A 21,523-nucleotide genomic window follows, 5' to 3' on the forward strand; every position below is an offset into this window, starting at 1 on the left:
TGCCGTGCTCGGACACAAGGAATAGCCTAAAGGATGTAAGACGGCCCTCGGCAGTGTTCGGTATTCATTAAAAACACAGGGATGGTCACACCATGAAAACGTCACTCCTGACAGTTTCCTTTTTGCTTTTCTGCCAGTACCCACGCGGCCTTTCTGATTCAAAGCCAGGCAAGATTTAAGACTCAACTTCAGGCACTAACCGCTATTTATCTAATATGTATTATTCGCCATACAAGCTTAGATCTGTGCAACTTCAATAAACTGAAAACATCCTGGTTAAAGTATAAATGGAAATATCAGATTCAAAAATCCTGATTTTAGCAATCGCTCTCTGGTGCCCGGTCGGATGGGTTCTATTTAAAAAGTGGTTCGGAAACCCCAAGCGCTTTTTGAAATCCGCCAAAAAGGCTCGTGGCTCAGAAGCCTATAAGCTCCTGGAAAAAGGCTTTGCAAGCGCACTTGAAGGCCAGGCATTTGAGTTTGCCGTCGGAATATTTATTGGTATTAACGTACTGCTGGTTTTAGCCATTGCAGCTATATTAAATACGTTACAAAGCACAGTTGCCAGCCTCTAGCGTAGAGATGAAGCCACTTTACACAAGCAGGCTTACAGACTCGCCGGACTCAAATACCGACAAGTTCACAGCTACACTCTAATAAAAAGAAACTGTTTTCGGGAGACGTCATCATCATGAGCACGCACACATCATCGTTCATTGAACCTGCCGAAATCCGCACCCGGTTTTCCAGGTTCATGTCCGATATGTATCAGGCTGAAGTCCCCCTCTATGGTGACTTGCTTGATCTAGTGGCTGAAGTGAATCAGGATGTTCTGGCCAGGTGCCCGGAAGTCGAGCAACACCTGCAACGTACCGGCGAGTTTGAGCGCTTATCGATGGAACGCCACGGCGCTATCCGCTTGGGGACCGCTGCCGAGCTGGCAACCATCCGGCGGTTATTTGCCGTCATGGGCATGCAGCCTGTTGGCTATTATGACCTGAGCCCTGCTGGCGTGCCTGTTCACTCCACCGCCTTTCGAGCGATACATGAAAAGGATCTTCAGAAAAGTCCCTTTCGCGTGTTCACATCCCTGCTCCACCTGGAGCTGATTGATGATCCGGCTTTGCGGAAAATGGCGTCTGATATGCTTGCCAAGCGCAACATTTTCACTGAGCGAGTCATGGAGCTGATCGAGCAGCACGAGACTGAGGGTGGGCTCAATGAAGCAGACTCAAACGAGTTTATTCAGGAAGCCCTTGAGACTTTCCGATGGCACAAGGAAGCCACCGTCACCAGTGCCGAATACGACAGGCTGCACGAACAGCACCGCCTGATTGCTGATGTCGTCGCCTTCAAAGGTCCCCATATAAATCACCTTACCCCGCGCACCCTCGATATCGACCGTATTCAAGCCGAAATGCCAAAACGAGGGATTACGCCCAAAGCGGTTGTAGAAGGCCCTCCTCGTCGCAAATGCCCTATCCTCTTGCGCCAGACCAGTTTCAAGGCGCTGCAGGAGAAAGTGGCTTTCACTGATCAGTCCAATGGCAGCCATACCGCTCGCTTTGGTGAGATAGAACAGCGCGGTGCAGCGCTTACCCCAAAAGGGCGCGCACTCTATGACCAACTGCTGGCTAATACCCGCAAAGAGCTTAACGCCTTGCCAAGTGAGGAAAATGCAGAGCGCTATACCGAACTGCTGGAGCAACACTTCCAGGCGTTCCCGGATAGCCACGCAGCAATGCACGATCAGCAACTGGCGTACTTTCGCTACTTCGTCACCCGTAAAGGGCTTGATGCTGCAGCTGAAAAGGCATTACCCGGTACGCTCAATGAACTGATGACCGCAGGCTGTATCGACTACGAACCGCTGGTGTATGAAGACTTTTTGCCGGTCAGCGCTGCGGGCATTTTCCAGTCAAACCTGGGAGACAGCGCCCAGGCTCATTATGATGCCTCCTCCAGCCAGGCAGAGTTTCAAAACGCGCTGGGGCAACCCGTTATGAACGAACTGGCACTTTATGCCGAAACACAGCAGCGCTCTATCGATGAATGCTTGGCCATCTTGAAAGCCTGACCTAAGCCTCTTGATAACGAAGCGAAATTGAGACAGCTGTTTGCCAGTTCGCTCATCCTTGGAGCGACTGTGTGCGGCTTTTTGTTATTTTCCCGCTGCTCAATATCATGAAGCATCAGATTTTTTTTTTGCAGGTTTTACTTAGGTTGGATGGCCAGCTCAGGAGCGAATGGATATAGTGCGGTGCATGAATGCAGCAAGGGCCGGCGGATACGGATAAGCCACGGCAGCATTTGACTATTGATTAAAGACAATCAGGGATTGAACGAAAATGAAGAAAGTCTTTTTAAGGGTATTGATAGCCTGGATTACATTTGAGGCAATACAGTTAATCATAGCTCCCATATTTGGCATTATTTTAGGCTATATCACTCCATTCTTTATAGATCGTGGAGCCAGCTCCGCCGAAGACATGAAGTGGATGGTTCATTTCTTACACTACAGCAATATAGTCCTTGCGTATCTGATTTCATTTATCGCTTTCATATCTGTTTCTTACGTCGTCGTTTTAAAGAATAAAAATCCGGAGCCAAAACAAGGCCAGTGATTTTTACATCAGAAGTCATATCTGGCATCTTTTTTCGCCTTTAAAATAAAACGCCAAAAATTCTACCTTAAAAAGCACTCCCCATCGTAACTGGACATATAGAGTAAGGAATACGAATATGTTTGCGAACATCTATTTTATAAATGTAAGAGCCCTGATAGAAAAGTTGCAGGACGGCAGCTTTGGAGAGGTTGATGCACTCAAACACTTAATCATTGCAAGCATTATTGCGGGCATTGGCCTTGAAATGCCTGTAACTGTGGGCTTTTACGGTTCTGAACCTAACGGAACAGGAGGCTCTTTGGAGATATCCATGTACGTATCCTCAAGCCTTGTGGATATAGTGACATTCATTGTTACAGGCGTAATAATATACTACGGCACTTGGCTGTTATATCAAGCCAACTCAAAAGGCGACGGAAAAAATTTCTTTCTTAGAATCAATGCTTTAATGTTACCAGTATTCATAAGAATCTTCATAGTTGCCATCATCATGGGATTATTGCTGGGTTTACTTACACCTTATTTATCAGATAGCACTCCAACTATTGCCACTGCCATTTATTCTATTATTTATTCTGTATTAGATGTAGCGATTGTAATTGCGTACTTTATCATGATGAGGAATCATATTCGAGAAGTAGCATCTTGTAAGATCTAATTGGAACAGCAACGCTCGCCTTTACCTCACCCCATTGCTAACCCTGAAACAGCAACATAAAGGGCCGATCCAAAAAGCCCCGGCACTAAGCCGGGGCTCCTCCTCCCAACAGATGAATCAGTACTGCTCAGATTGCTTATCAATCGTGGCATACACTTCAGAGCTGCCATCCCTGTTCATCTGCAGAATCTGGTAAGGCTGGAAACGGTCGCCCATTTCCATGCCCGGGCTACCCATCGGCATACCCGGCGCCGTCAGCCCCAAAGCATCTTCAGGCGGGTTGGCAAGAAACTGCTTCACCAGTCGTGCCGGCACATGCCCCTCAAACAAATATCCGGATTCGGATACCGCTGTGTGGCAGGATTTCCACTGCCCGCGGATACCCATTTCCTGCTTCATCTGATCCAGGTTTCGCGGATGGAATGCCTTGGTATCAAAACCATTATCCTCGGCATGCTCAATCCAGTCCTCACAACAGCCACAGGTCGGGCTTTTATACACGTTCAGGTGCTCGGTTTTGGCGGCTCTCAGCAGCACACTGGCAGGTGCCTCTTCTGCCATGCTCATTTGCGAACCCGCCAACAGTGCCAAGCCCGATACCAAAGACACAATATTTTTCTTGCTTACGAAAGACATGAGAATCTCCTGATCCCGGCGTGCCTGTTCTCGTTTTACAGGCAGCCAATTAAACGCGTTGCTGAATAGACGGCTCAAACAGAATAAGTACGCCTTGGAGGCTGATATGGCAGCTCCGTCAGTGGGTCAGGTAATTGAATGGGCAAAGGTGGCGGCAAGGCGCGAACCTGTTTCAAATGGAGCTGCTTCAGGGTCGCCGGCAGCCAGGCGGTTCCCTGAGCACAGTCCAGTGCGCACTGTAGCAGCTGATCATCACAGCAATCCGCCACCGCTGGCGAATGACAATCATCCGGATCATTGCCATCACAATGCATGGCGACAGCTTCAGGTACCAGGCCGGGGTCGGCAGCATGGACTGCTTTTGTGCCCTGAGCAAACAGCAACAACAGGCACAGCAGCACCAGAGGCAAAGCCTGATACACTTTTGACTGATAGGGTGCTGATAGCTGCTTTAACACGTGAATGACCGGCCCAAAACCATAAAATGTGAAACTAATGCCTGTACGGTACACGTACACGCACTCATTATGAGCCTTAAGGTGAAATATGGTTCCTGATCCCAAGCAACAAAATACCTTGCCTGAAAACCTGAACATGGATTTCAGCAAACGTCTGATCGTTGAGACTGCAGAAATGGACTGGCTACCCAGTCCGGCGCCAGGCGTTCGCCGCAAGCCACTGGAGCGCCTGCAAAAGGAATCAGGTCACACCACCAGTATCGTCAAATATGCACCGGACACCTCCTTCGCCAGCCACTCACACCCACTGGGTGAAGAGATATTTGTTCTGGAAGGTGTATTCTCGGATGAAAGCGGTGATTACCCGGTGGGCAGCTATCTCCGTAACCCGCCCGGCAGCCGCCATGCCCCTTTCAGCAAGGACGGCTGTGTCATTTTCGTCAAACTGAACCAGTTTGCCTCGACCGACCTGACCCAGGTACGCCTGCAAACAGAACTGAAAGCCAGCCAGGACAACCCCGACGCCAAACTGCTGCACGAGTACCAGAATCCCGAGACAGGCATTCGAGAACACACCTGGCTGCTGTCCTTTACGCCTGGCGAGATAGAACTCCCAAGCGGAAACGCTGTACCCGTCGAGCTATTGGTTATCGAAGGAAGGCTGCAAATCGGGCAAGTTTCTTTGCATCCCGGCAGCTGGTTTCGCACGCCGAGCCTTGCCTCAGAGGCCGTTTGTGCAGAAGGCAAGGGACTGATTCTGATTAAAGCCGGGCATTTACCACTAAAATAACCGGGCAGATCTCATCAATGCTTGCGAGCGGCCGGTCAGCGGCGTTACATTCAGACACTGACCTCAGGTGTTGCTGGCCAGCCACATTTTGGCCTGAATCTGAGGCGATTCCTGAATCAAGCACCTATACTGAGTTCTGGAATCAGCTTTTTTATTCATGCTAGATTAAACATTACACCTGTAATGTAGAAATATTTTCCTGCATTTATCCTGCAACAGCAGGGTTGCAATGCCGAGAACTGTCCATGCCGACCAGCAATGACCTGATTCAGTCGCACAAAGCCCTGCTGAGCCTTACGCACGATGCGGACTATGTTGCTCTACCACGGGGTCGAAAGCTGGCACTACTGGCAGACTTCTGCATTGAGCATATCGGTATCAACCGCACCAGCATCTGGGCGTTTAATCACGATGATAACTCCATCGTCTGTGAACGCCTGCGTGACACTCAAGACGAAGGCACGCTTAAGGATGTCTCCTGCGGTATAACCCTCAGCGCTGATGACCACCCTGAATATTTCAACACTCTGCTGGAAGAAAAGGTACTGGATGCTCGGGACGCTCTGACAGACCCACGCACGGCTTCCTTTACGGCTGACTACTTCCCTCATACGGGTGTAAAGGCAATGTTGGATGTGCCGATTTTCGATGGCGACCGCCTGGCCGGGGTAATCTGCCTGGAAGACAGAAAGCCCAGGGACTGGAGCCTGTCAGAAATATCACTGGCCGTAGCTGTCGCAAACACCCTCAGCCTGATCCACACCCACGAAGCCTGGCTGAGATCGAAGCGGGCGCTGGAGTTTGTCACTCACTATGATGCCATGACCGGGCTGGCCAACCTGGCCTCGCTAAAACAGCGGGTGCAGGACTTGATCGACGCTCAGACGTGCAGCTTTTCCCTCGTCTGGATCGATATCGACCGCATCAAGACCGTTAACGAGGGCCTTGGCACTCATGCGGGCGACCAGGTTATTACCGAACTGGGGAGCAGGCTGGATCAGTTCCACCTGAGAGGTAAGGATCTGCTGGCCCGCGTAGGTGGCGATGAGTTCGTTATGGTCGTTCAGCACCAGCCCTCTGAAGATATTCTCACTCAACTGGCAACCAGCCTGCAAGAGCTCATCTCCGAGCCGGTCATGCTGGACCAGCACCAGCTGGCCATGAGCGCGAGTATTGGTATCTGCTGCTGCCCGGATGACTTCGAATATACCGAAGAGCTGATGCGTGGTGCTGAAACGGCCATGTACACAGCCAAAGCCATTGGCCCGGCCAACTTTGCCCTGTTCAACCACGACCACCAAAGCTCGGCACGCTCACGATTTCGGCTGGAGAGTGCACTGCGCACTGCCATCGAGAGCAACCAGCTCGATGTGTTTTATCAGCCGATAATCGATGGCAGTGACCATCACATCGACACTATCGAAGCCCTGGTGCGCTGGAACCACCCTGAAAATGGCTGGATGTCTCCCATAGAATTTCTTGATGTCGCCCGTTCTGCCGGCCTGATGTATGGCTTGGGTGCTGCCGTGCTGAGACGCGTGTGTGAAGACTGGCGCCGTTGCCAGGATGAGGGCACACCTCTACCAGTGGTCTCGGTCAACCTGTCTGCCGAGCAGGTGCTCGCGCCACGCCTACCTGAGCTGGTGCAGGCACTTTGCAGCGAATATGCCATGCCTCCTCAAGCGCTCCAGTTTGAGGTTACTGAAGATGCCATTCAGGGTGATATGGATACCGTTCAATCAGTGCTTCAGGCACTGGTAGACTTGGGCGCCCGCCTGGCCATTGATGACTTTGGTACCGGTTACTCTTCTCTTTCTCGCCTGAAAAGCCTGCCGGTCACCCGTATCAAAATCGACCGTTCCTTTGTCAGCGGCCTGCCCTACGACCCTGATGATCGTGCCATTGCCCTGTCTATTCTGGGTCTTGCCCGTGGCCTGGGGCTGACCGTTGTCGCCGAAGGCGTCGAACTGCAGGAACATGAGACCTGGCTGCACGAGCGCGGCTGTAACTACTTCCAGGGCTACTTCTACAGCAGGCCAGTCCCGCTGGAAGACTGCCTGAAACTGCTGCAATAAAATCCTTAGTGTCACGAACCGGGTGATAGTGATTATCGCCGTTTCCGCCCTGCGCTCGCCCCATTCCGGGGCACTCGCCTCTTTCCGCCCACCTTGGCACATCTCGACTCAAATAGCGTATTTTCTCCGAAATTCGTGATCTAAAGCCTGAAAAATCTCGTTTAAACTTCACTTTGGCCATAATCGCCAAGCCACTGAATTTCCGATAGATTTGATTTTTTATGCCAGTATGAACCATAGTAATGCGATGGAACTTCTGGCATGCCGAATGGCATAGCCTCAAATTCCCCCACAATTCAGCGACGCATACGTGCGTCGGCTACTGGCATTTTAAGGAGTGATCATGAAGATCAAATGGCTCAAGACACTGGGTATGGGACTGGCTTTTTCTGCTGCAGCAACCACTGCGCAGGCCGACACGCTGCGCGTGGTAACTGACCCCAGCTTCGTGCCTTTCGAGATGATGGACCAGGCCACCGGCAAGATGATCGGCTTTGACATGGACATCCTCGCTGAAGTCTCCAAGCGTGCAGGGTTTGAATACGACCTCAACACCATGGACTTCAACGGCATCATCCCCGCCCTGCAGACCGGCAATGTAGACATGGCCCTCGCCGGTATCACCATCACCGAAGAACGTGAAAAGGTCGTCGACTTCTCTGACCCCTACTACGACTCAGGTCTGCGTATTCTGGTCCGTGCCGACAACGACCAGGTTGAAGAGATCACTGACCTGGAAGGCGCCAAGATCGGTACCAAGATCGGCAGCACCAGCTACAACTTCTTGATGGAAACCCTGGAAAAAGACGGCAACGTAACGCCGTACCCGGGCAGCTCGGACATGTATATGGCACTGATGTCTGGCGCTGTAGATGCGGTTTTCTACGATGCACCCAACGTCGGCTATTTCTCCAGCACCCGTGGCCAGGGCCGCACCAAAACCGTCGGTCCGCTGTATGAAGGCCAACAGTACGGTATCGCGCTCAAACAGGGCAGCGAGTGGATCGATGAAGTCAATGCAGCGCTGGCTGAGATCAAGGCTGACGGCACCTACAAGAGCATTTACGAGAAGTGGTTCGGCAAAATGCCGGACAGCCAGCAAGTCCCCCAGGACCGGCCAGCAATGGCCGGTCATGTCCTGCACACTACGGAGCACTCTTTAGTGGAATTCCAGTTTCAATTCGACTGGCAAGCAGCCATTGACGCTATTCCCTTTCTGTTGAAAGGGTTGCCTTACACCCTGATGATCTCATTCGGCGGCCTGGTTATCGGCTTCCTGCTGGGTATTATATTTGGCCTGCTTAGCATCAACCGGCGCTGGTATCTGCGCTGGCCTGCCACCGCCTATATCGAAATCTTTCGCGGCACCCCGATTCTGGTGCAAGTGCTGTTTATCTTTTACGGTTTGCCCGACCTGGTGGGCTCGCCCATCGACCCCGTGACTGCGGCCATTGCCGCCATCGCCTTCAACTCCGGTGCCTATATTTCCGAAGTTGTGCGTGGTGGGGTTCAGTCTATTGCCAAGGGACAACGTGAAGCCGGCCTGTCACTGGGCCTCTCTCTGACCCAGACGTTCCGCTACATCATCTGGCCGCAGGCTTTCCGACGCATGATTCCGCCGCTGGGCAACCAGGCGATTGTCAGTATCAAGGATACTTCGCTGTTCTCAGTCATCGGCGTAGGCGAGCTGGTACGCCAGGGGCAGGTCTATATCGCCAATACCTTCACCGCCTTTGAAGTGTATTTTGCGGTGGCCATCCTTTACCTGATCATCACCCTGTCACTTTCCTTCCTGCTGCGCATGTTCGAGCGCCGCGGAGCAGCAGCAGTCTGAGGATCGGAAATCATGTCGTATATTGTTGAAATCAATCAACTGAACAAATATTTCGGCCAGCATCACGTGCTCAAGGACATCGACCTGCAGGTCGAAACCGGTGAGGTGGTGGTTATTATCGGTGCCAGTGGCTCAGGCAAATCGACCCTGATTCGCTGTATCAATGGCCTGGAAGAATACAATTCCGGCCAGCTGGTCGTGGATGAGCGTTCGCTGGCCCCACACGGGGGTAACCAGAAAGCCCTGAACAGTATCCGCAAGGAAGTGGGCATGGTGTTCCAGCAGTTCAACCTGTTCCCACACCTGAGCGTACGCCGCAACATCATGTTGGCGCCCATGAAGGTGCGTAACTCCAACAAGGATGACGCCACGGATACGGCTGACCGGCTGCTTGACCGTGTCGGCATCGGCAATCAGGCCGACAAGTTCCCCGGCCAGTTGTCCGGTGGTCAGCAGCAGCGTGTTGCGATCGCCCGTGCGCTGGCAATGGAGCCTCGCCTGATGTTGTTTGATGAGCCCACATCAGCGCTGGACCCGGAAATGGTCGGCGAGGTGCTGGACGTCATGCGTGAACTGGCGCGTGAAGGGATGACCATGATGGTCGTTACCCACGAGATGGGCTTCGCCCGCGAAGTGGCCGATCGTGTTATTTATATCCACGAAGGCCGCATCGTCGAGCAGGGTCCGCCGGATCAGGTGTTCGACAACCCGCAGAACGAACGCACCCAGGCATTCCTGTCCCGCGTGCTGTCACACTGAAAAAAGAGCCCGGCCGTTTCAAGGCCGGGCTCTTTTTCCACTCCGGGCGCTCGCCATTCTGCGCATTTCCAGAACCTTACGCGATGCCAGGTCATGTGCAACTCTGACCGGCAAGTCAGTTATCCGTCGCCCCAGTCCCCAGGCAGCACCATCTGCTACACGCTGGCGTTTGGCATGGTTGGTTCTGCGGTCGAAAATTGAACGTCTACGCTCCTTTCCCTGGTATCGCCCAAAGAGATAGCGTTTCCACCACTCCTCAGCATCCTGGAACGTTGCAAATCGAGGGCTCACCAGCCCACCGGACTGATCCGACCAATAAAAGCAGATCCGGTCATCAATATAATCTTTTAGCAATTGCATAGGGATCACCGCTCGTTAAAACAGCCGATGCCGACAACCCGGCCGTTTAACGCTTAGCTACATAACGTACGACATCCCTTTCAAGACTTTGTTGCTTAATTATTGACCAGAATACGCCAGAAAACAGGCACTGGTTCATAATGGGGCCTGCGTGATATGGATGGGCTAGCGCTTGCGCCACAGCGGACGCAGCAGCAGGTAGGCGTACAGGGCCGCTCCGATGCCAACTGCCATCAGCGCCAGCCAATCGGTTGTCGTGACTACATAAGCCAGTTGAGAGCCGGTCAGCATTGGAGCTGCAAGTGCTGCAGCAAACCCCAGCGCACCAGATACCGGCCAGATCATGGCAGACTGGGGGCCACGTTTTTTCCGCCCCAGTACAAAGCTGACCAGCAACAACAGGATCGCAACCCCAAGTAGCCAGAGGTAGGGTTTAAGGGTGTACAGCATCACCACAAGAATCTGTTGAATCGACATGTTGACCTCCTCAGACCCGGCCATTGAGCATGGCGTAGTACGCCGGCTGCAGCATTTTTTCCTTCATCACCCATACAGCCCAGGACTCTTCCGTCGGGCTGATAAAGGGGAACGAAGGCATAAGCTCACCGCCATATCCGAACTCGGCCAACATGGCACGGCCAATACTGGTGATTAACGGGCAGGAGGTATAGCCGTTGTAGCGGGCCTTGAGAGGTTGATCCGCCAGATAGGCCAGTATGTTTTCTTCCACCACCGGCGCCTGCTTTTTGACGCTGGCGGCCGTCTTGCCAAAGGGCGTCCCGGCTACATCGCCAATGCCAAAAATATTGGGGTAGCGGCGGTGCTGCAGGCTGTACTGATCAACCTCCAGCCACTGCTGCGCCATACTGCCTTCCTGCCAGGCTAGCTCACTGTGACGAACCACATCCGGCGCGCTCATGGGCGGTACGACATGGATGAAGTCGTACGACTCCTGGTCCGTTTCACCGCTGGCATGACTGAACAGTGCCGTACGCGCTCCCGGATCAATGGCCACCAGACGGCGCTGATCGTAAAGCCCGACCTGCTGCTCCAGCCAGCGGTTGAGAACAAAGTCGTTGTACACAGGAACGGAAAACACCTTTTCCTTGAATGGAGTAAAGAAATCCACCTGAAAGCGCTCACGCTGCCCGCTATCTTCCAGCCGGCTCAGGGTGGTGAATGTCATTTTCAGGGGAGCACCGGCACACTTGATGGGCGTATGTGGAAGGGTAAACAGGACTCGCCCTTCGCCGCGATCAATCAACGCCTGAATCGCATGATTGGTCGCACGCGCCGCCTCGGGGCCCGCATACACACTGCCGATGCCCTGCTGGCCAATCAGCTCGGGGGAAATGCCCTCTATGTCGGCATAGTTCAGCTGACAGCCTGTGGCGACCACCAGCAGGTCGTATGTCAGCGTTTGCTGGTTGCTCAACCTGACCTGATTATTGTCGGGATTGAACCCGGTGGCATCGGCTTCGATCCAGCTCACATTCTGCGGAACCCACTCCTGAGTGGACGTTAGCACCCGATCCATCTGCCACAGGCCGGATGCCACCAGTGTAAAACCGGGCTGGTAGTAATGCTGCTGACGTGCGCCCACCAGGGTAATGCGGGCACCCTCCAGTGAACGCTGCAGACGGCTGGCAATATCCAGCCCTGCTGCACCGGCACCGATGATGACAATATGTGCATTGCTGGACTGACGCGCCAGCAGACCTGAAGCAGGAACAGCAGACAGGATACCGGCTGCAGCTCCGAATTTAAGTAAGCGGCGCCTTTGGGAATCGTGCCGACCTTTGGGGTTGTGCATGGCACACCTCCGAGAACAAATATTAGAGTTATTTAATATAGTAACTCAAGGTCATTCCTCTGGAGGTGTGACAAATGGTCACATCGCTTCGCTGACATCCAGTCGCTGGCTTATACATTGCAGCGCAGTGAATGCCGCCGAGGTGCGGTTGTCGACCTGCATTTTGCGAAACACCTGCTCCAGGTGCTTATTGATGGTTCTTGGACTCAGCCCCAGAATCTGGGCAATTTCCTTATTGGTTTTACCGTGCACAATCCACAAAAGCACTTCGGCTTCCCGCTCAGTCAGGCCAAAACTGTGCACCAGCTTGGTACTGTCATCCGGCTGGCGGGGGTCATCCACCTTGAGCAGACAGCGGCCGCTCTCATCCTGATCAATCAGGTGACACCTGACCTGGTCGTCATTGACCTGAACCATTACGGGCTCGTCACCTGGCGCTCGCCCCTGCAAAGATGCCTGCAAACGCGTACCCAGTTGCTCGACCTGATCTCCAAAGATGCGGTAGATCTGCGGTGTGGCCCACTCAACTTCACCATTACTGGCGATACACAGGGTCATCAGGCCCTGCCCGTCCATCACCTGGTGGGCATGGGCGGCACGCTTGGCATTGCCCAGATGAGAGCGCATCCTCACCAGTAATTCCTCATGACGAATCGGCTTGGTGATGTAATCCACGCCACCGGCATCGAATCCTTTGACGATGTCTTCGGTGTCACTGAGGCCGGTCATGAAGATCACCGGTATATTCATCAGCTCCGGTGAAGCCTTCAGTTGTTCACAGGCTTCGAAGCCGGACATGCCGGGCATCATGGCGTCCATCAGAATCATGTCCGGTGTGATTTGAGCACTGATACTCAGAGCCTGCTCACCACCCAGCGCAATGAAAACCTGAAAGCCATTCAGAGTCAGCATCTCGTTGAGCATGCTGATCACTTCAGGAGAGTCATCTACAACCAGAACTTTGGCACTCATCGCATCAACCATTATTTCCTGCGTACGCCTGCAAACGCTCAAGTACGCCATTGAAATTGAAGTTGCCGACCAGCGTCTGCAATTGCGCCTGCTCATCGGTCGAGATACCTGCCTCGGCCGACAACCGGTCAACTTCATGTTTGATCCCTTCCAAAAACCCTTGATCGACGAACTGCTGCAAACGCGTCGTATCAAGTGTTGGCCGGTCCATGGCTGTTTCGCTGACTCCGGAAACGACTCCAGAGCTCTGTCGTGTTTTCCACTGTAATCGCAGCAGGCTGCCCACTTGCTCCAGCAGCTCTGCAACCCGTACCGGCTTGACCAGATAATGATCAAAGCGATGCTGTTCCGTGCTTTGCGCCCATTCGGTAGCGTCCGCCGACAGCATCACCACCGGCACCTGATAATTGCGATCTCTCAGTGCATCAAGCAGGGTCCAGCCGTTCATACCCGGCATGGAGACATCCAGTACAAACAGATCGGGAAGGTCCTGCTGGCAGAGTTCCAGGCAGCTGTGCCCATCCGGCACCGCGATAACGTTGAAACCGACCGGGTGCAAAATGTCACGAATCAGATCGCGGTGGGTCGGGTCATCATCCACCACCATAATGGTGCGCCGGCGCCCCTCATAACCGCCCTGCCAGATATCATTGACCGGTATCGGTGTTGGCCGGCTCAGGCTAGACATCATCAGCACCAGTTTGAAACGAGTGCCCTTGCCCGGCACGCTTTCATACTGCAGATCACCGCCCATAATGTCGGTCAGCAGACGTGTGATCGTCAGCCCCAGCCCGGTGCCCGGCCGCCCCTGAGTAACACGCTCGAAAGGTTTGAAGATCCGTTCCAGATCATCTTCGGCAATGCCGATGCCGGTATCGCTGATAACAAACTCCGCCACTTCGTTGCGGTAGGTCAGGCTCAGGGAAACACCTCCATGGTCAGTGAACTTGATGGCATTGGAGAGCAGGTTGATCAGAATCTGGCGCAGCCGTTTTTCATCCGTGGCGACAAACTCCGGTATACGTTGTTGGCGGGTGTAATCGAAGGAGATGCCCTTGGCTTCTGCCTGTAACCGGAACATGTAGACCAGCTGTTCCATAAAGCTGACCAACCCGACCTCATTGCGGTTCAACTCCAGCCGGCCGGCCTCAATACGGGATATATCCAGCAGTTCTTCAATCAGGTTGGCCAGGTGCTCACTGCTGCGCTTGATCACATTGATGGCGGGGCGGCGCTGCGTTGGAATGTCAGCCGCCACATCCAGCAGCTGGGCATAACCAAGGACCGCATTCAGCGGCGTGCGCAGCTCATGGCTGATGCCGGTCAGATAGCGGCTTTTCGCCAGGCTGGCCGCTTCCGCCAGCTCCTTGGCTTCCTGCAACTCACGGTCGGTCAGTTCGTGCGCCTGAATCTCGGCCATTAAACGTTCAGTCTGCTGCTGGCTCTCGTTTTGCGCCATCACACGGCTCTCATAGGCAAGCAGAAACAGCCAGGCCGCAACGCCAATTACGATCTGCAGCAGGAAAAAGACTTTCCAGAGGACCGTGCCGACCAGCTCGGCACTGCCCACGTCCGAGCCCACCATCTGGAAATAAATGAGTGCCAGAAATGCACCAACAATGATGTTGAACACCAGCATCAAGCCGAGAAAATACCCGGTTCTCGAGCTGGCTCCCTGCAACATGCTGGAGGGCAGCAACACATGTAATAAGGCTGACAACTGGTCACTGAAACGGCTTTTATCTTTACAGCCATCGTTACAGCGTGCATCCAGCGAGCAGCACAACGAACAGATATTGCTGCCATAGAGCGGGCAGTAGGTCATGTCATCCAGCTCGAAACTGTGTTCACAAATCGAGCATTCGGAATCGGAGGCGGCAATGGGATCGCGGGCGATGTAATAGCGGCTGCGTGTCAGCATCGCAATCAGTGGCGCCAGCAGCAGCGTCAGCCCCAGTGTTATAAAAGGCGCCCAGGCCTGCACCAGTGGATAGTCCTGATTCACCATGGCCAGCAGGCCGACCAGTGACGACAGGGTCATGGAGCCCACACCCACCGGGTTGATATCATAAAGGTGAGCACGCTTGAACTCGATCCCCGGCGGGCTCAGCCCCAACGGCTTGTTGATGACCAGGTCTGCCACCAGCGAACCCACCCAGGCCGCAACCAGAATGGCAAACACCCCCAGAATGCTGGCAAAAGCTTCGTAGATCCCCAGCTCCATGAGCAACCAGGCAATAATCACATTGAAGACGAGCCAGACCACTCGACCGGGATGCGTATGTGTCAGACGGGAGAAGAAGTTGGACCAGGCCAGGGAGCCGGCATAGGCGTTGGTCAGGTTGATTTTCACCTGCGACAGGATAACAAACACCCCGGCCAGCAAAAGCGCCAGCTCAGCAGTCCCGGTCAAGTGACCAAAGGCGGTGAGGTACATCATATTGGGCTCGGAAGCATCTGCCAGGCTGCCGCCATTGTTGAGCACAACCACTGCCAGAAAGGAGCCGGCCAGTATTTTCAGAGTGCCCGGAATCACCCAGCCGGGGCCTCCCAGCATGACAGCACCCAGCCAGCGCTTACGATTCTCCGGTGTCTGTTTGGGCATGAAGCGCAGGAAGTCCACCTGCTCACCGATCTGCGCCAGCAGTGACATGACAACCGTTGCCGCCGCCCCCAACAGCACCCAATCAAGCCCGCCACTTTCTTGCAAGCTGCCTGTATAGGCAGTCCATTCCTCCACGTAGCTTTCACCACTGAACAGAATCACCAGGAACGGCAGCAACTGGAGCGCAATCCACAGGGGCTGACTGAACATCTGGAAACGGCTGATAAAGGTGAAGCCGTAGGTCACCATGGGAATGACCACCACCGCACTGAGAAAGTACCCCAACGACAGGGGCACATCGAAAATCAGCTCCAGTGCCTTGGCCATAATGGCCGCTTCCAGCGCCAGGAATATAAAAGTGAAAGAAGCATAAATCAGCGATGTCAGTGTTGAGCCAATATACCCGAACCCGGCCCCACGGGTGAGCAGGTCGATATCAACTCCGTAGCGGGCGGCGTAATAACTGATGGGAGCCGCCGTGGCCACAATCAGCACGGCAACCAACAGTGTGGCTATCAGTGCATGCTCGAATCCGTAGCTGAGTGTGAGGGCTCCACCAATGGCTTCCAGCGCCAGAAAGGAGATACCACCAAGCGCCGTATTGGCGACACGGGATAACGACCAGCGCCGCGCCTGCTTGGCAGTAAAACGCAGTGAATAGTCTTCCAGCGTCTGGTTGGCAACCCACTTGTTGTACTGGCGCCGGGTAGTGAATATTTGCTGACGAACGGTCATCGGTCATAGCCCCATACTGCAGTCTTGAGAGCGCCTGAAGACCAGCTGTGCACCAGATTAGGGCAAGGCCACTCAGATTCGGGCCGCCCTCGCCGTCTGGTACACAATCCTGCACTCCCTATGCAATTTATGTACCCCGATACTTACGCAGTTTGCCGCACTGCACCATGGGGTAAATGACGTATGCCCTTTGGAGCATTTTCCGAATGTTTTTCCGCCGGCCCTCTCCTGATACTGAGATCCACCCCTGAAGCTCAAATTCGAGTCAATAACCCAGGAGAACAACCATGCGAAAGAGTGACCGCGTTGCCAAGAAACACTCGCCCATGCGCCGTAGTTTGATGAAGGGCCTTATGGCTCTACCTGCTGCCGCCCTTTTGAGCAGCAGCATTCAGCTGGCGAATGCCGCCGAGGTGAACACCACGGGTCTGGCCGTGACCGAAGACACCGTCAAGGTCGGCGTTCTGCACTCCATCACCGGCACCATGGCCATCAGTGAGACCGGCTCGGTACAGGCTGAAAAGCTGGCGATTGACCAGATCAACGCCATGGGCGGTGTACTGGGCCGCAAGATCGAATATGTGCAGGAAGATGGCGCCAGTGACTGGCCGACCTTCGCCGAAAAAGCCAAGAAGCTGCTGGTCAATGACAAGGTTGCGGCCGTATTCGGCTGCTGGACATCAGCCTCGCGTAAAGCGGTACTGCCGGTGTTCGAACAGTACAACGGCATGCTCTATTACCCCACTTTCTATGAAGGTCTGGAGCAGTCACCCAACGTGGTCTACACCGGCCAGGAAGCGACCCAGCAGATCCTCGCGGGTCTGGACTGGGTAACCAAGGAGAAAGGCGCCAAGAGCTTCTACCTGCTGGGGTCTGACTATATCTGGCCTCGTACCTCCAACAAGATTGCCCGCAAGCACATCGAAATGAAGGGCATGAAAGTGGTGGGCGAGGAGTACTACCCGCTGGGCCACACCCAGTTCAACTCCGTGATAAACAAGATCAAACTGAAAAAGCCGGATGTGGTATTTATCTCGGTTGTGGGTGGTTCCAACGTGGCCTTCTACAAGCAGCTGAAAGCCGCCGGTATCGAAATGGGCAAGGAGAAGCCGTTGTTCCTGACCATCTCCGTTACCGAGGATGAAATTCTGGGTATCGGTGGCGAGAACATCGACGGTATCTACGCCTCCATGAAGTACTTCCAGAGCCTGCCAAACGACAACAACAAAGGGTTTGTTGATGCCTTCAAGGCCGCCTATGGCGACGACATCGTGATCGGTGACGTCACCCAGGCCGCCTACCTCGGCCCCTGGCTGTGGAAAGCTGCGGTTGAGAAAGCCGGTTCCTTCGACATTGACAAGGTCCGTGCCGCTACACCGGGTATCGAGCTGAATACGGCACCGGAAGGCTATGTGCGTGTGCATGAGAACCACCACCTCTGGTCCCGTACCCGTATCGGCCAGGCCCAGCCTGACGGCCAGTACAAGGTTGTCTTCGAAACCGACGACCTGATCGAGCCGGATCCCTTCCCGGCCGGTTACCAGTAAGTCCTGATGCGGGGCCCGGCAACGGGCCTCGCCCCTGATCCACGCGCTACCTTCCCTGAATAGCTAGAGGGCTGTCATCATGTTTGCTGATTACACCTCTTCCGAGTTGTTGGCCATCTTCGCCATGCAAGGATTCGCAGGATTGAGCCTGTTCTCGATCTTCGTCCTGATGGCACTCGGCCTGGCCATCATCTTCGGACAGATGGGCGTGATTAACATGGCGCACGGCGAGTTCATGATACTCGGTGCCTACATGACCTATATTACGTCCCACATTTTTGCCGACTACCTGCCCAGCCTGTACGGCTCCTATTTTATCTTCGCCATGGTGTTTGCCTTCATCGCCGCCGGTGCCCTCGGGGCGCTTGTGGAATGGGCATTAATACGGCGTCTCTACCACCGTCCTTTGGATACCCTGCTGGCAACCTGGGGCCTGAGCCTCATCCTGCAGCAGTGCTACCGCTCCATTTTTGGCGCCCGTGAAGTGGGTGTAACCCTGCCGGATTGGCTGATGGGATCCGTGCCCATGTCCGATATGGTGGATATCCCGATCAACGGCCTGTTTGTCATGGCCCTGACCCTGACAATCGCCGCTGCCGTCTACTACCTGATGTACCGCTCCAACTGGGGTGGCCAGGTGCGTGCGGTGGTGCAGAACCGCCCCATGGCCGGTGCCGTGGGCATAAACACCGAGAAGGTGGACCGCATGACTTTCGCCCTTGGCTGCGGTATCGCCGGTGTTGCCGGCAGCGCTTTCACCATGATCGGCTCTACCGGCCCGACCTCCGGTCAGCTGTATATCGTCGACACCTTCCTGGTGGTCGTATTTGGCGGCGCATCCAGCCTGCTGGGCACCATCGCCTCCGCGTTCACCATCTCCCAGGCACAGTCCACCATGGAATTCTTCCTCAGCGGCTCAATGGCGAAAGTCCTTACGCTGCTGGTGGTCGTCGGCATCCTGATGCTGCGTCCGCAGGGTCTGTTTGCTCTGAAGATCCGTCGCTAAGGAGACGCTCATGTTTGCATCCAATCATTTCTTCAAGCGTCGGGATCTGATCAACTACGGCCTGCTGGCTATCCTGCTGGTCGTCATCCTGCCGCTGAGTATGGATATCTTCCGCCTTAACCTGGTGGGCAAGTATCTCAGCTACGCCTTCGTCGCCATGGGCCTGGTCCTGTGCTGGGGTTACGGCGGTATTCTCAGCCTCGGACAGGGCGTGTTCTTTGGCCTGGGTGGCTACGCCATGGCCATGTTCCTGAAACTGGAAGCCTCTTCCCCTGAAGCGACTGCGATTCAGTCTACCCCGGGTATCCCCGACTTCATGGACTGGAACCAGCTCACCGCACTGCCCTGGTTCTGGGAGCCGTTCCACTCGCTCACCTTTACCATTCTGGCGGTACTGTTCGTGGCGCCTCTGTTTGCCTACCTGATCGGTGTGGCCATGTTCAAACGCCGCGTGGGTGGCGTCTACTTCGCCATTATCACTCAGGCGGTTGCCGCTATCCTGACCATCCTCATCATCGGCCAGCAGGGCTTCACCGGTGGCGTTAACGGTATCACCGATCTGCGCACCCTGATGGGCTGGGATATCCGCACCGACGAAGCCAAGTACATTCTCTACTTTGTCTGTGTCGCCGTGCTCTTTGCCTGCCTGCTGCTGTGTCACTTCGTGCTCAAGAGCAAACTGGGCCGACTGCTGGTGGCCATTCGTGACCGCGAAGACCGCGTCCGCTTCTCCGGCTACGACGTGTCCAACTTCAAGATCTTCGTGTTCTGCTTCGCCGCCATGCTCTCCGCCATCGGTGGTGCCATGTTCACCCTGCAGGTGGGCTTCATGTCCCCCACACTGGTCGGCATCGTGCCCTCCATTGAGATGGTGATTTTCTGTGCTCTGGGTGGCCGCCTGTCGATCATCGGTGCGGTCTACGGTGCCCTGATCGTCAACGCCGCCAAAACCACCATGTCCGAAGCCTTCCCGGAGCTCTGGCTGTTTGCCATGGGCGCCCTGTTCATCGGTGTGGTTCTGGCGTTCCCCAACGGCCTGGCCGGTCTGGTGGAAAGTTTGCGAGAGCGCTTCCTGACATCCCGCAAAGCGGCTGCAGCGGCCCCGGCCAAACAGCCTGAACCCGAGCCGGATGATGCGGATGAACTCGACACCAACACCCGTGCGGTTAGCCAGTCATAAGGAGCCCATCATGTCTCAGCAGGATTTTGTACTCGCAGTGGAAGGCCTGACCGTTTCCTTTGATGGCTTCAAGGCGGTGAACGACCTGTCCTTCTACGTCGACGAAGGTGAAATCCGCGTGATTATCGGCCCCAACGGGGCCGGTAAGACCACGGTACTCGACCTGATCTGCGGTCGCACCAAAACCACGGAAGGCTCCATCAAGTTCCGCAACAAGGAACTGACCAAAATGAAGGAGCACCAGATCGTTCACGCCGGTGTCGGCCGCAAGTTCCAGAACCCGTCGATCTATGAAGACCTGACCGTGTTCGAAAACCTGGAGCTGTCATTCCCGCGTGGTCACGGCGTGTTCGGCGCCCTCGCCTTCCGCCGTGATGCGGAGGTGATGGCCAAGGTGCAGGAGATCGCCGAAATCATCTTCCTCGATGATCAGCTGGACCAGCGTGCCGACCTGCTCAGCCATGGCCAGAAACAGTGGCTTGAGATCGGCATGCTGCTGATCCAGGACCCGGCCTTGCTGATGCTGGACGAGCCTGTCGCCGGCATGTCCGTAGCCGAGCGCAAGAAAACCGCCGAGCTGCTCAATCGCATTACTCAGGACCGCTCGGTGCTGGTGATCGAGCACGACATGCAGTTCGTCGAGGATATTGCCCACCGCGTCACCGTGCTGCACCAGGGCAAGATGCTGTCCGAAGGCACGCTGGAGCACGTCAAAAACGACCCCAAAGTGGTTGAAGTCTATCTGGGCCATTAAGGAGACAGCCATGCTCAATGTATCCGAGTACAACGTGGCCTATGGCCAGAGTCGTGTCATCAACGACATGGATCTGAACCTGGGCGACAACGAAATCGTGGCAATCCTGGGCCGCAACGGCATGGGTAAAACCACGCTGATGAAGTCCCTGATCGGCATGATTCCCTCCAGCGGCGGTTCCGCCCAGCTCAACGACACCGAGCTGGCCGGCTTGAAAAGCCACCAACGCGTGGCGGCTGGCGTCGGCTTTGTGCCTCAGGGCCGCATGATTTTCTCCACCATGACAGTGGAAGAGAACATCCGCACCGGCCTGACCAGCACTGGTTCCAGCACCATTCCGGAGCACCTCTACACGCTCTTTCCGGTACTGGAGGAGATGAAGCATCGACGCGGCGGCAACCTGTCCGGTGGTCAGCAACAGCAGCTGGCCATCGCCCGCGCCCTGGCCAGCAACCCCAAACTGTTGCTGCTGGATGAGCCCACCGAAGGTATCCAGCCATCCATCATCCGCGAGATGGCCCGCACCCTGCGCAAAATCCGTGATGAACATGGCCTGTCGATCCTGGTGTCGGAGCAGGTGCTCAGCTTCGCGCTGGATGTGGCCGACCGCATTCTGGTGATCGAGAAAGGCAACATCGTCCACGACGTACCGGTGGCCGAGGCCGATGAAGCCACCATCACCCGTTATCTGTCTGTTTGATCAATAGAGGAGAA

General features: G+C 54.8%; 18 protein-coding genes and 1 pseudogene. 13 read left to right on the top strand and 6 right to left on the bottom strand.

The window, feature by feature from the left end:
* The first annotated feature begins 287 nt into the window (after nt 1-287).
* From BW956_RS02625 to BW956_RS02640, 3 genes are all read left to right on the top strand, one after another.
* A complete protein-coding gene (locus tag BW956_RS02625) occupies nt 288-575 on the top strand; it encodes a hypothetical protein (protein WP_010324110.1) in 288 nt (95 codons plus the stop codon).
* Nucleotides 576-691: 116 nt separating this feature from the next.
* Nucleotides 692-2,077 carry a 2-oxoadipate dioxygenase/decarboxylase HglS gene (gene hglS / locus BW956_RS02630; RefSeq protein ID WP_076460584.1) on the top strand — a complete coding sequence of 462 codons (1,386 nt, stop codon included), beginning with the start codon at nt 692-694 and terminating at the stop codon, nt 2,075-2,077.
* Nucleotides 2,078-2,742: 665 nt separating this feature from the next.
* Nucleotides 2,743-3,285, top strand: coding sequence for a hypothetical protein (locus BW956_RS02640; RefSeq protein ID WP_076460588.1), 543 nt, complete (start codon nt 2,743-2,745; stop codon nt 3,283-3,285).
* 117 nt (nt 3,286-3,402) lie between these two features.
* Here the strand turns inward: BW956_RS02640 and BW956_RS02645 are convergent, their stop codons facing one another.
* Both BW956_RS02645 and BW956_RS02650 read right to left on the bottom strand, forming a co-directional pair.
* Entirely contained in the window at nt 3,403-3,921 is a 519-nt protein-coding gene (locus tag BW956_RS02645; RefSeq protein WP_076460590.1) for a DUF411 domain-containing protein, read from the bottom strand.
* Between the two features lie 74 nt (nt 3,922-3,995).
* On the bottom strand, nt 3,996-4,379 hold the full coding sequence (locus BW956_RS02650) for a hypothetical protein (protein WP_139327111.1): 384 nt from the start codon (nt 4,377-4,379) through the stop codon (nt 3,996-3,998).
* Between the two features lie 88 nt (nt 4,380-4,467).
* Here BW956_RS02650 and BW956_RS02655 point away from each other — a divergent pair, with 88 nt between their 5' ends.
* From BW956_RS02655 to BW956_RS02675, 5 genes and pseudogenes are all read left to right on the top strand, one after another.
* Nucleotides 4,468-5,169, top strand: coding sequence for a cupin domain-containing protein (locus BW956_RS02655; RefSeq protein WP_076460594.1), 702 nt, complete (start codon nt 4,468-4,470; stop codon nt 5,167-5,169).
* A gap of 245 nt (nt 5,170-5,414) precedes the next feature.
* Nucleotides 5,415-7,244: a sensor domain-containing phosphodiesterase gene (locus tag BW956_RS02660; RefSeq protein WP_076460596.1), complete on the top strand. Its 1,830-nt coding sequence runs from the start codon at nt 5,415-5,417 to the stop codon at nt 7,242-7,244.
* A gap of 343 nt (nt 7,245-7,587) precedes the next feature.
* Nucleotides 7,588-8,343 (top strand): annotated as a pseudogene (locus BW956_RS02665) (transporter substrate-binding domain-containing protein); the annotation flags it as partial.
* Between the two features lie 63 nt (nt 8,344-8,406).
* A complete protein-coding gene (locus tag BW956_RS02670) occupies nt 8,407-9,078 on the top strand; it encodes an amino acid ABC transporter permease (protein WP_029511104.1) in 672 nt (223 codons plus the stop codon).
* A 12-nt stretch (nt 9,079-9,090) separates the two neighbouring features.
* Entirely contained in the window at nt 9,091-9,837 is a 747-nt protein-coding gene (locus BW956_RS02675; RefSeq protein ID WP_010323248.1) for an amino acid ABC transporter ATP-binding protein, read from the top strand.
* Between the two features lie 525 nt (nt 9,838-10,362).
* On the opposite strand, the gene BW956_RS02680 is transcribed toward BW956_RS02675, so the two are convergent.
* The 4 genes from BW956_RS02680 to BW956_RS02695 all read right to left on the bottom strand — a co-directional run bounded on the left by BW956_RS02680 (nt 10,363) and on the right by BW956_RS02695 (nt 16,322).
* Nucleotides 10,363-10,674 (bottom strand): hypothetical protein, encoded by a 312-nt coding sequence (locus BW956_RS02680; RefSeq protein ID WP_139327112.1) that lies wholly within the window; start codon nt 10,672-10,674, stop codon nt 10,363-10,365.
* A gap of 10 nt (nt 10,675-10,684) precedes the next feature.
* The gene (locus tag BW956_RS02685) at nt 10,685-12,010 is read right to left on the bottom strand and encodes an NAD(P)/FAD-dependent oxidoreductase (RefSeq protein ID WP_076460598.1); all 1,326 of its coding nucleotides are present in this window, start codon (nt 12,008-12,010) and stop codon (nt 10,685-10,687) included.
* Nucleotides 12,011-12,088: 78 nt separating this feature from the next.
* Nucleotides 12,089-12,982 (bottom strand): response regulator, encoded by an 894-nt coding sequence (locus BW956_RS02690; RefSeq protein ID WP_175611954.1) that lies wholly within the window; start codon nt 12,980-12,982, stop codon nt 12,089-12,091.
* Between the two features lie 4 nt (nt 12,983-12,986).
* Entirely contained in the window at nt 12,987-16,322 is a 3,336-nt protein-coding gene (locus tag BW956_RS02695) for an ATP-binding protein (protein ID WP_076460600.1), read from the bottom strand.
* A 287-nt stretch (nt 16,323-16,609) separates the two neighbouring features.
* Here BW956_RS02695 and urtA point away from each other — a divergent pair, with 287 nt between their 5' ends.
* The 5 genes from urtA to urtE all read left to right on the top strand — a co-directional run bounded on the left by urtA (nt 16,610) and on the right by urtE (nt 21,509).
* The gene (gene urtA, locus BW956_RS02700; protein ID WP_076460602.1) at nt 16,610-17,869 is read left to right on the top strand and encodes an urea ABC transporter substrate-binding protein; all 1,260 of its coding nucleotides are present in this window, start codon (nt 16,610-16,612) and stop codon (nt 17,867-17,869) included.
* Nucleotides 17,870-17,948: 79 nt separating this feature from the next.
* A complete protein-coding gene (gene urtB, locus BW956_RS02705) occupies nt 17,949-18,875 on the top strand; it encodes an urea ABC transporter permease subunit UrtB (protein ID WP_076460604.1) in 927 nt (308 codons plus the stop codon).
* Between the two features lie 10 nt (nt 18,876-18,885).
* Nucleotides 18,886-20,055: an urea ABC transporter permease subunit UrtC gene (gene urtC / locus BW956_RS02710; protein ID WP_010323240.1), complete on the top strand. Its 1,170-nt coding sequence runs from the start codon at nt 18,886-18,888 to the stop codon at nt 20,053-20,055.
* A 10-nt stretch (nt 20,056-20,065) separates the two neighbouring features.
* Nucleotides 20,066-20,809 carry an urea ABC transporter ATP-binding protein UrtD gene (urtD, locus tag BW956_RS02715; RefSeq protein WP_175611955.1) on the top strand — a complete coding sequence of 248 codons (744 nt, stop codon included), beginning with the start codon at nt 20,066-20,068 and terminating at the stop codon, nt 20,807-20,809.
* 10 nt (nt 20,810-20,819) lie between these two features.
* Entirely contained in the window at nt 20,820-21,509 is a 690-nt protein-coding gene (gene urtE / locus BW956_RS02720) for an urea ABC transporter ATP-binding subunit UrtE (RefSeq protein ID WP_076460606.1), read from the top strand.
* Nucleotides 21,510-21,523: the final 14 nt, after the last annotated feature.

This window comes from Marinobacterium stanieri (genome assembly GCF_900155945.1).
GTDB lineage: Bacteria > Pseudomonadota > Gammaproteobacteria > Pseudomonadales > Balneatricaceae > Marinobacterium > Marinobacterium stanieri.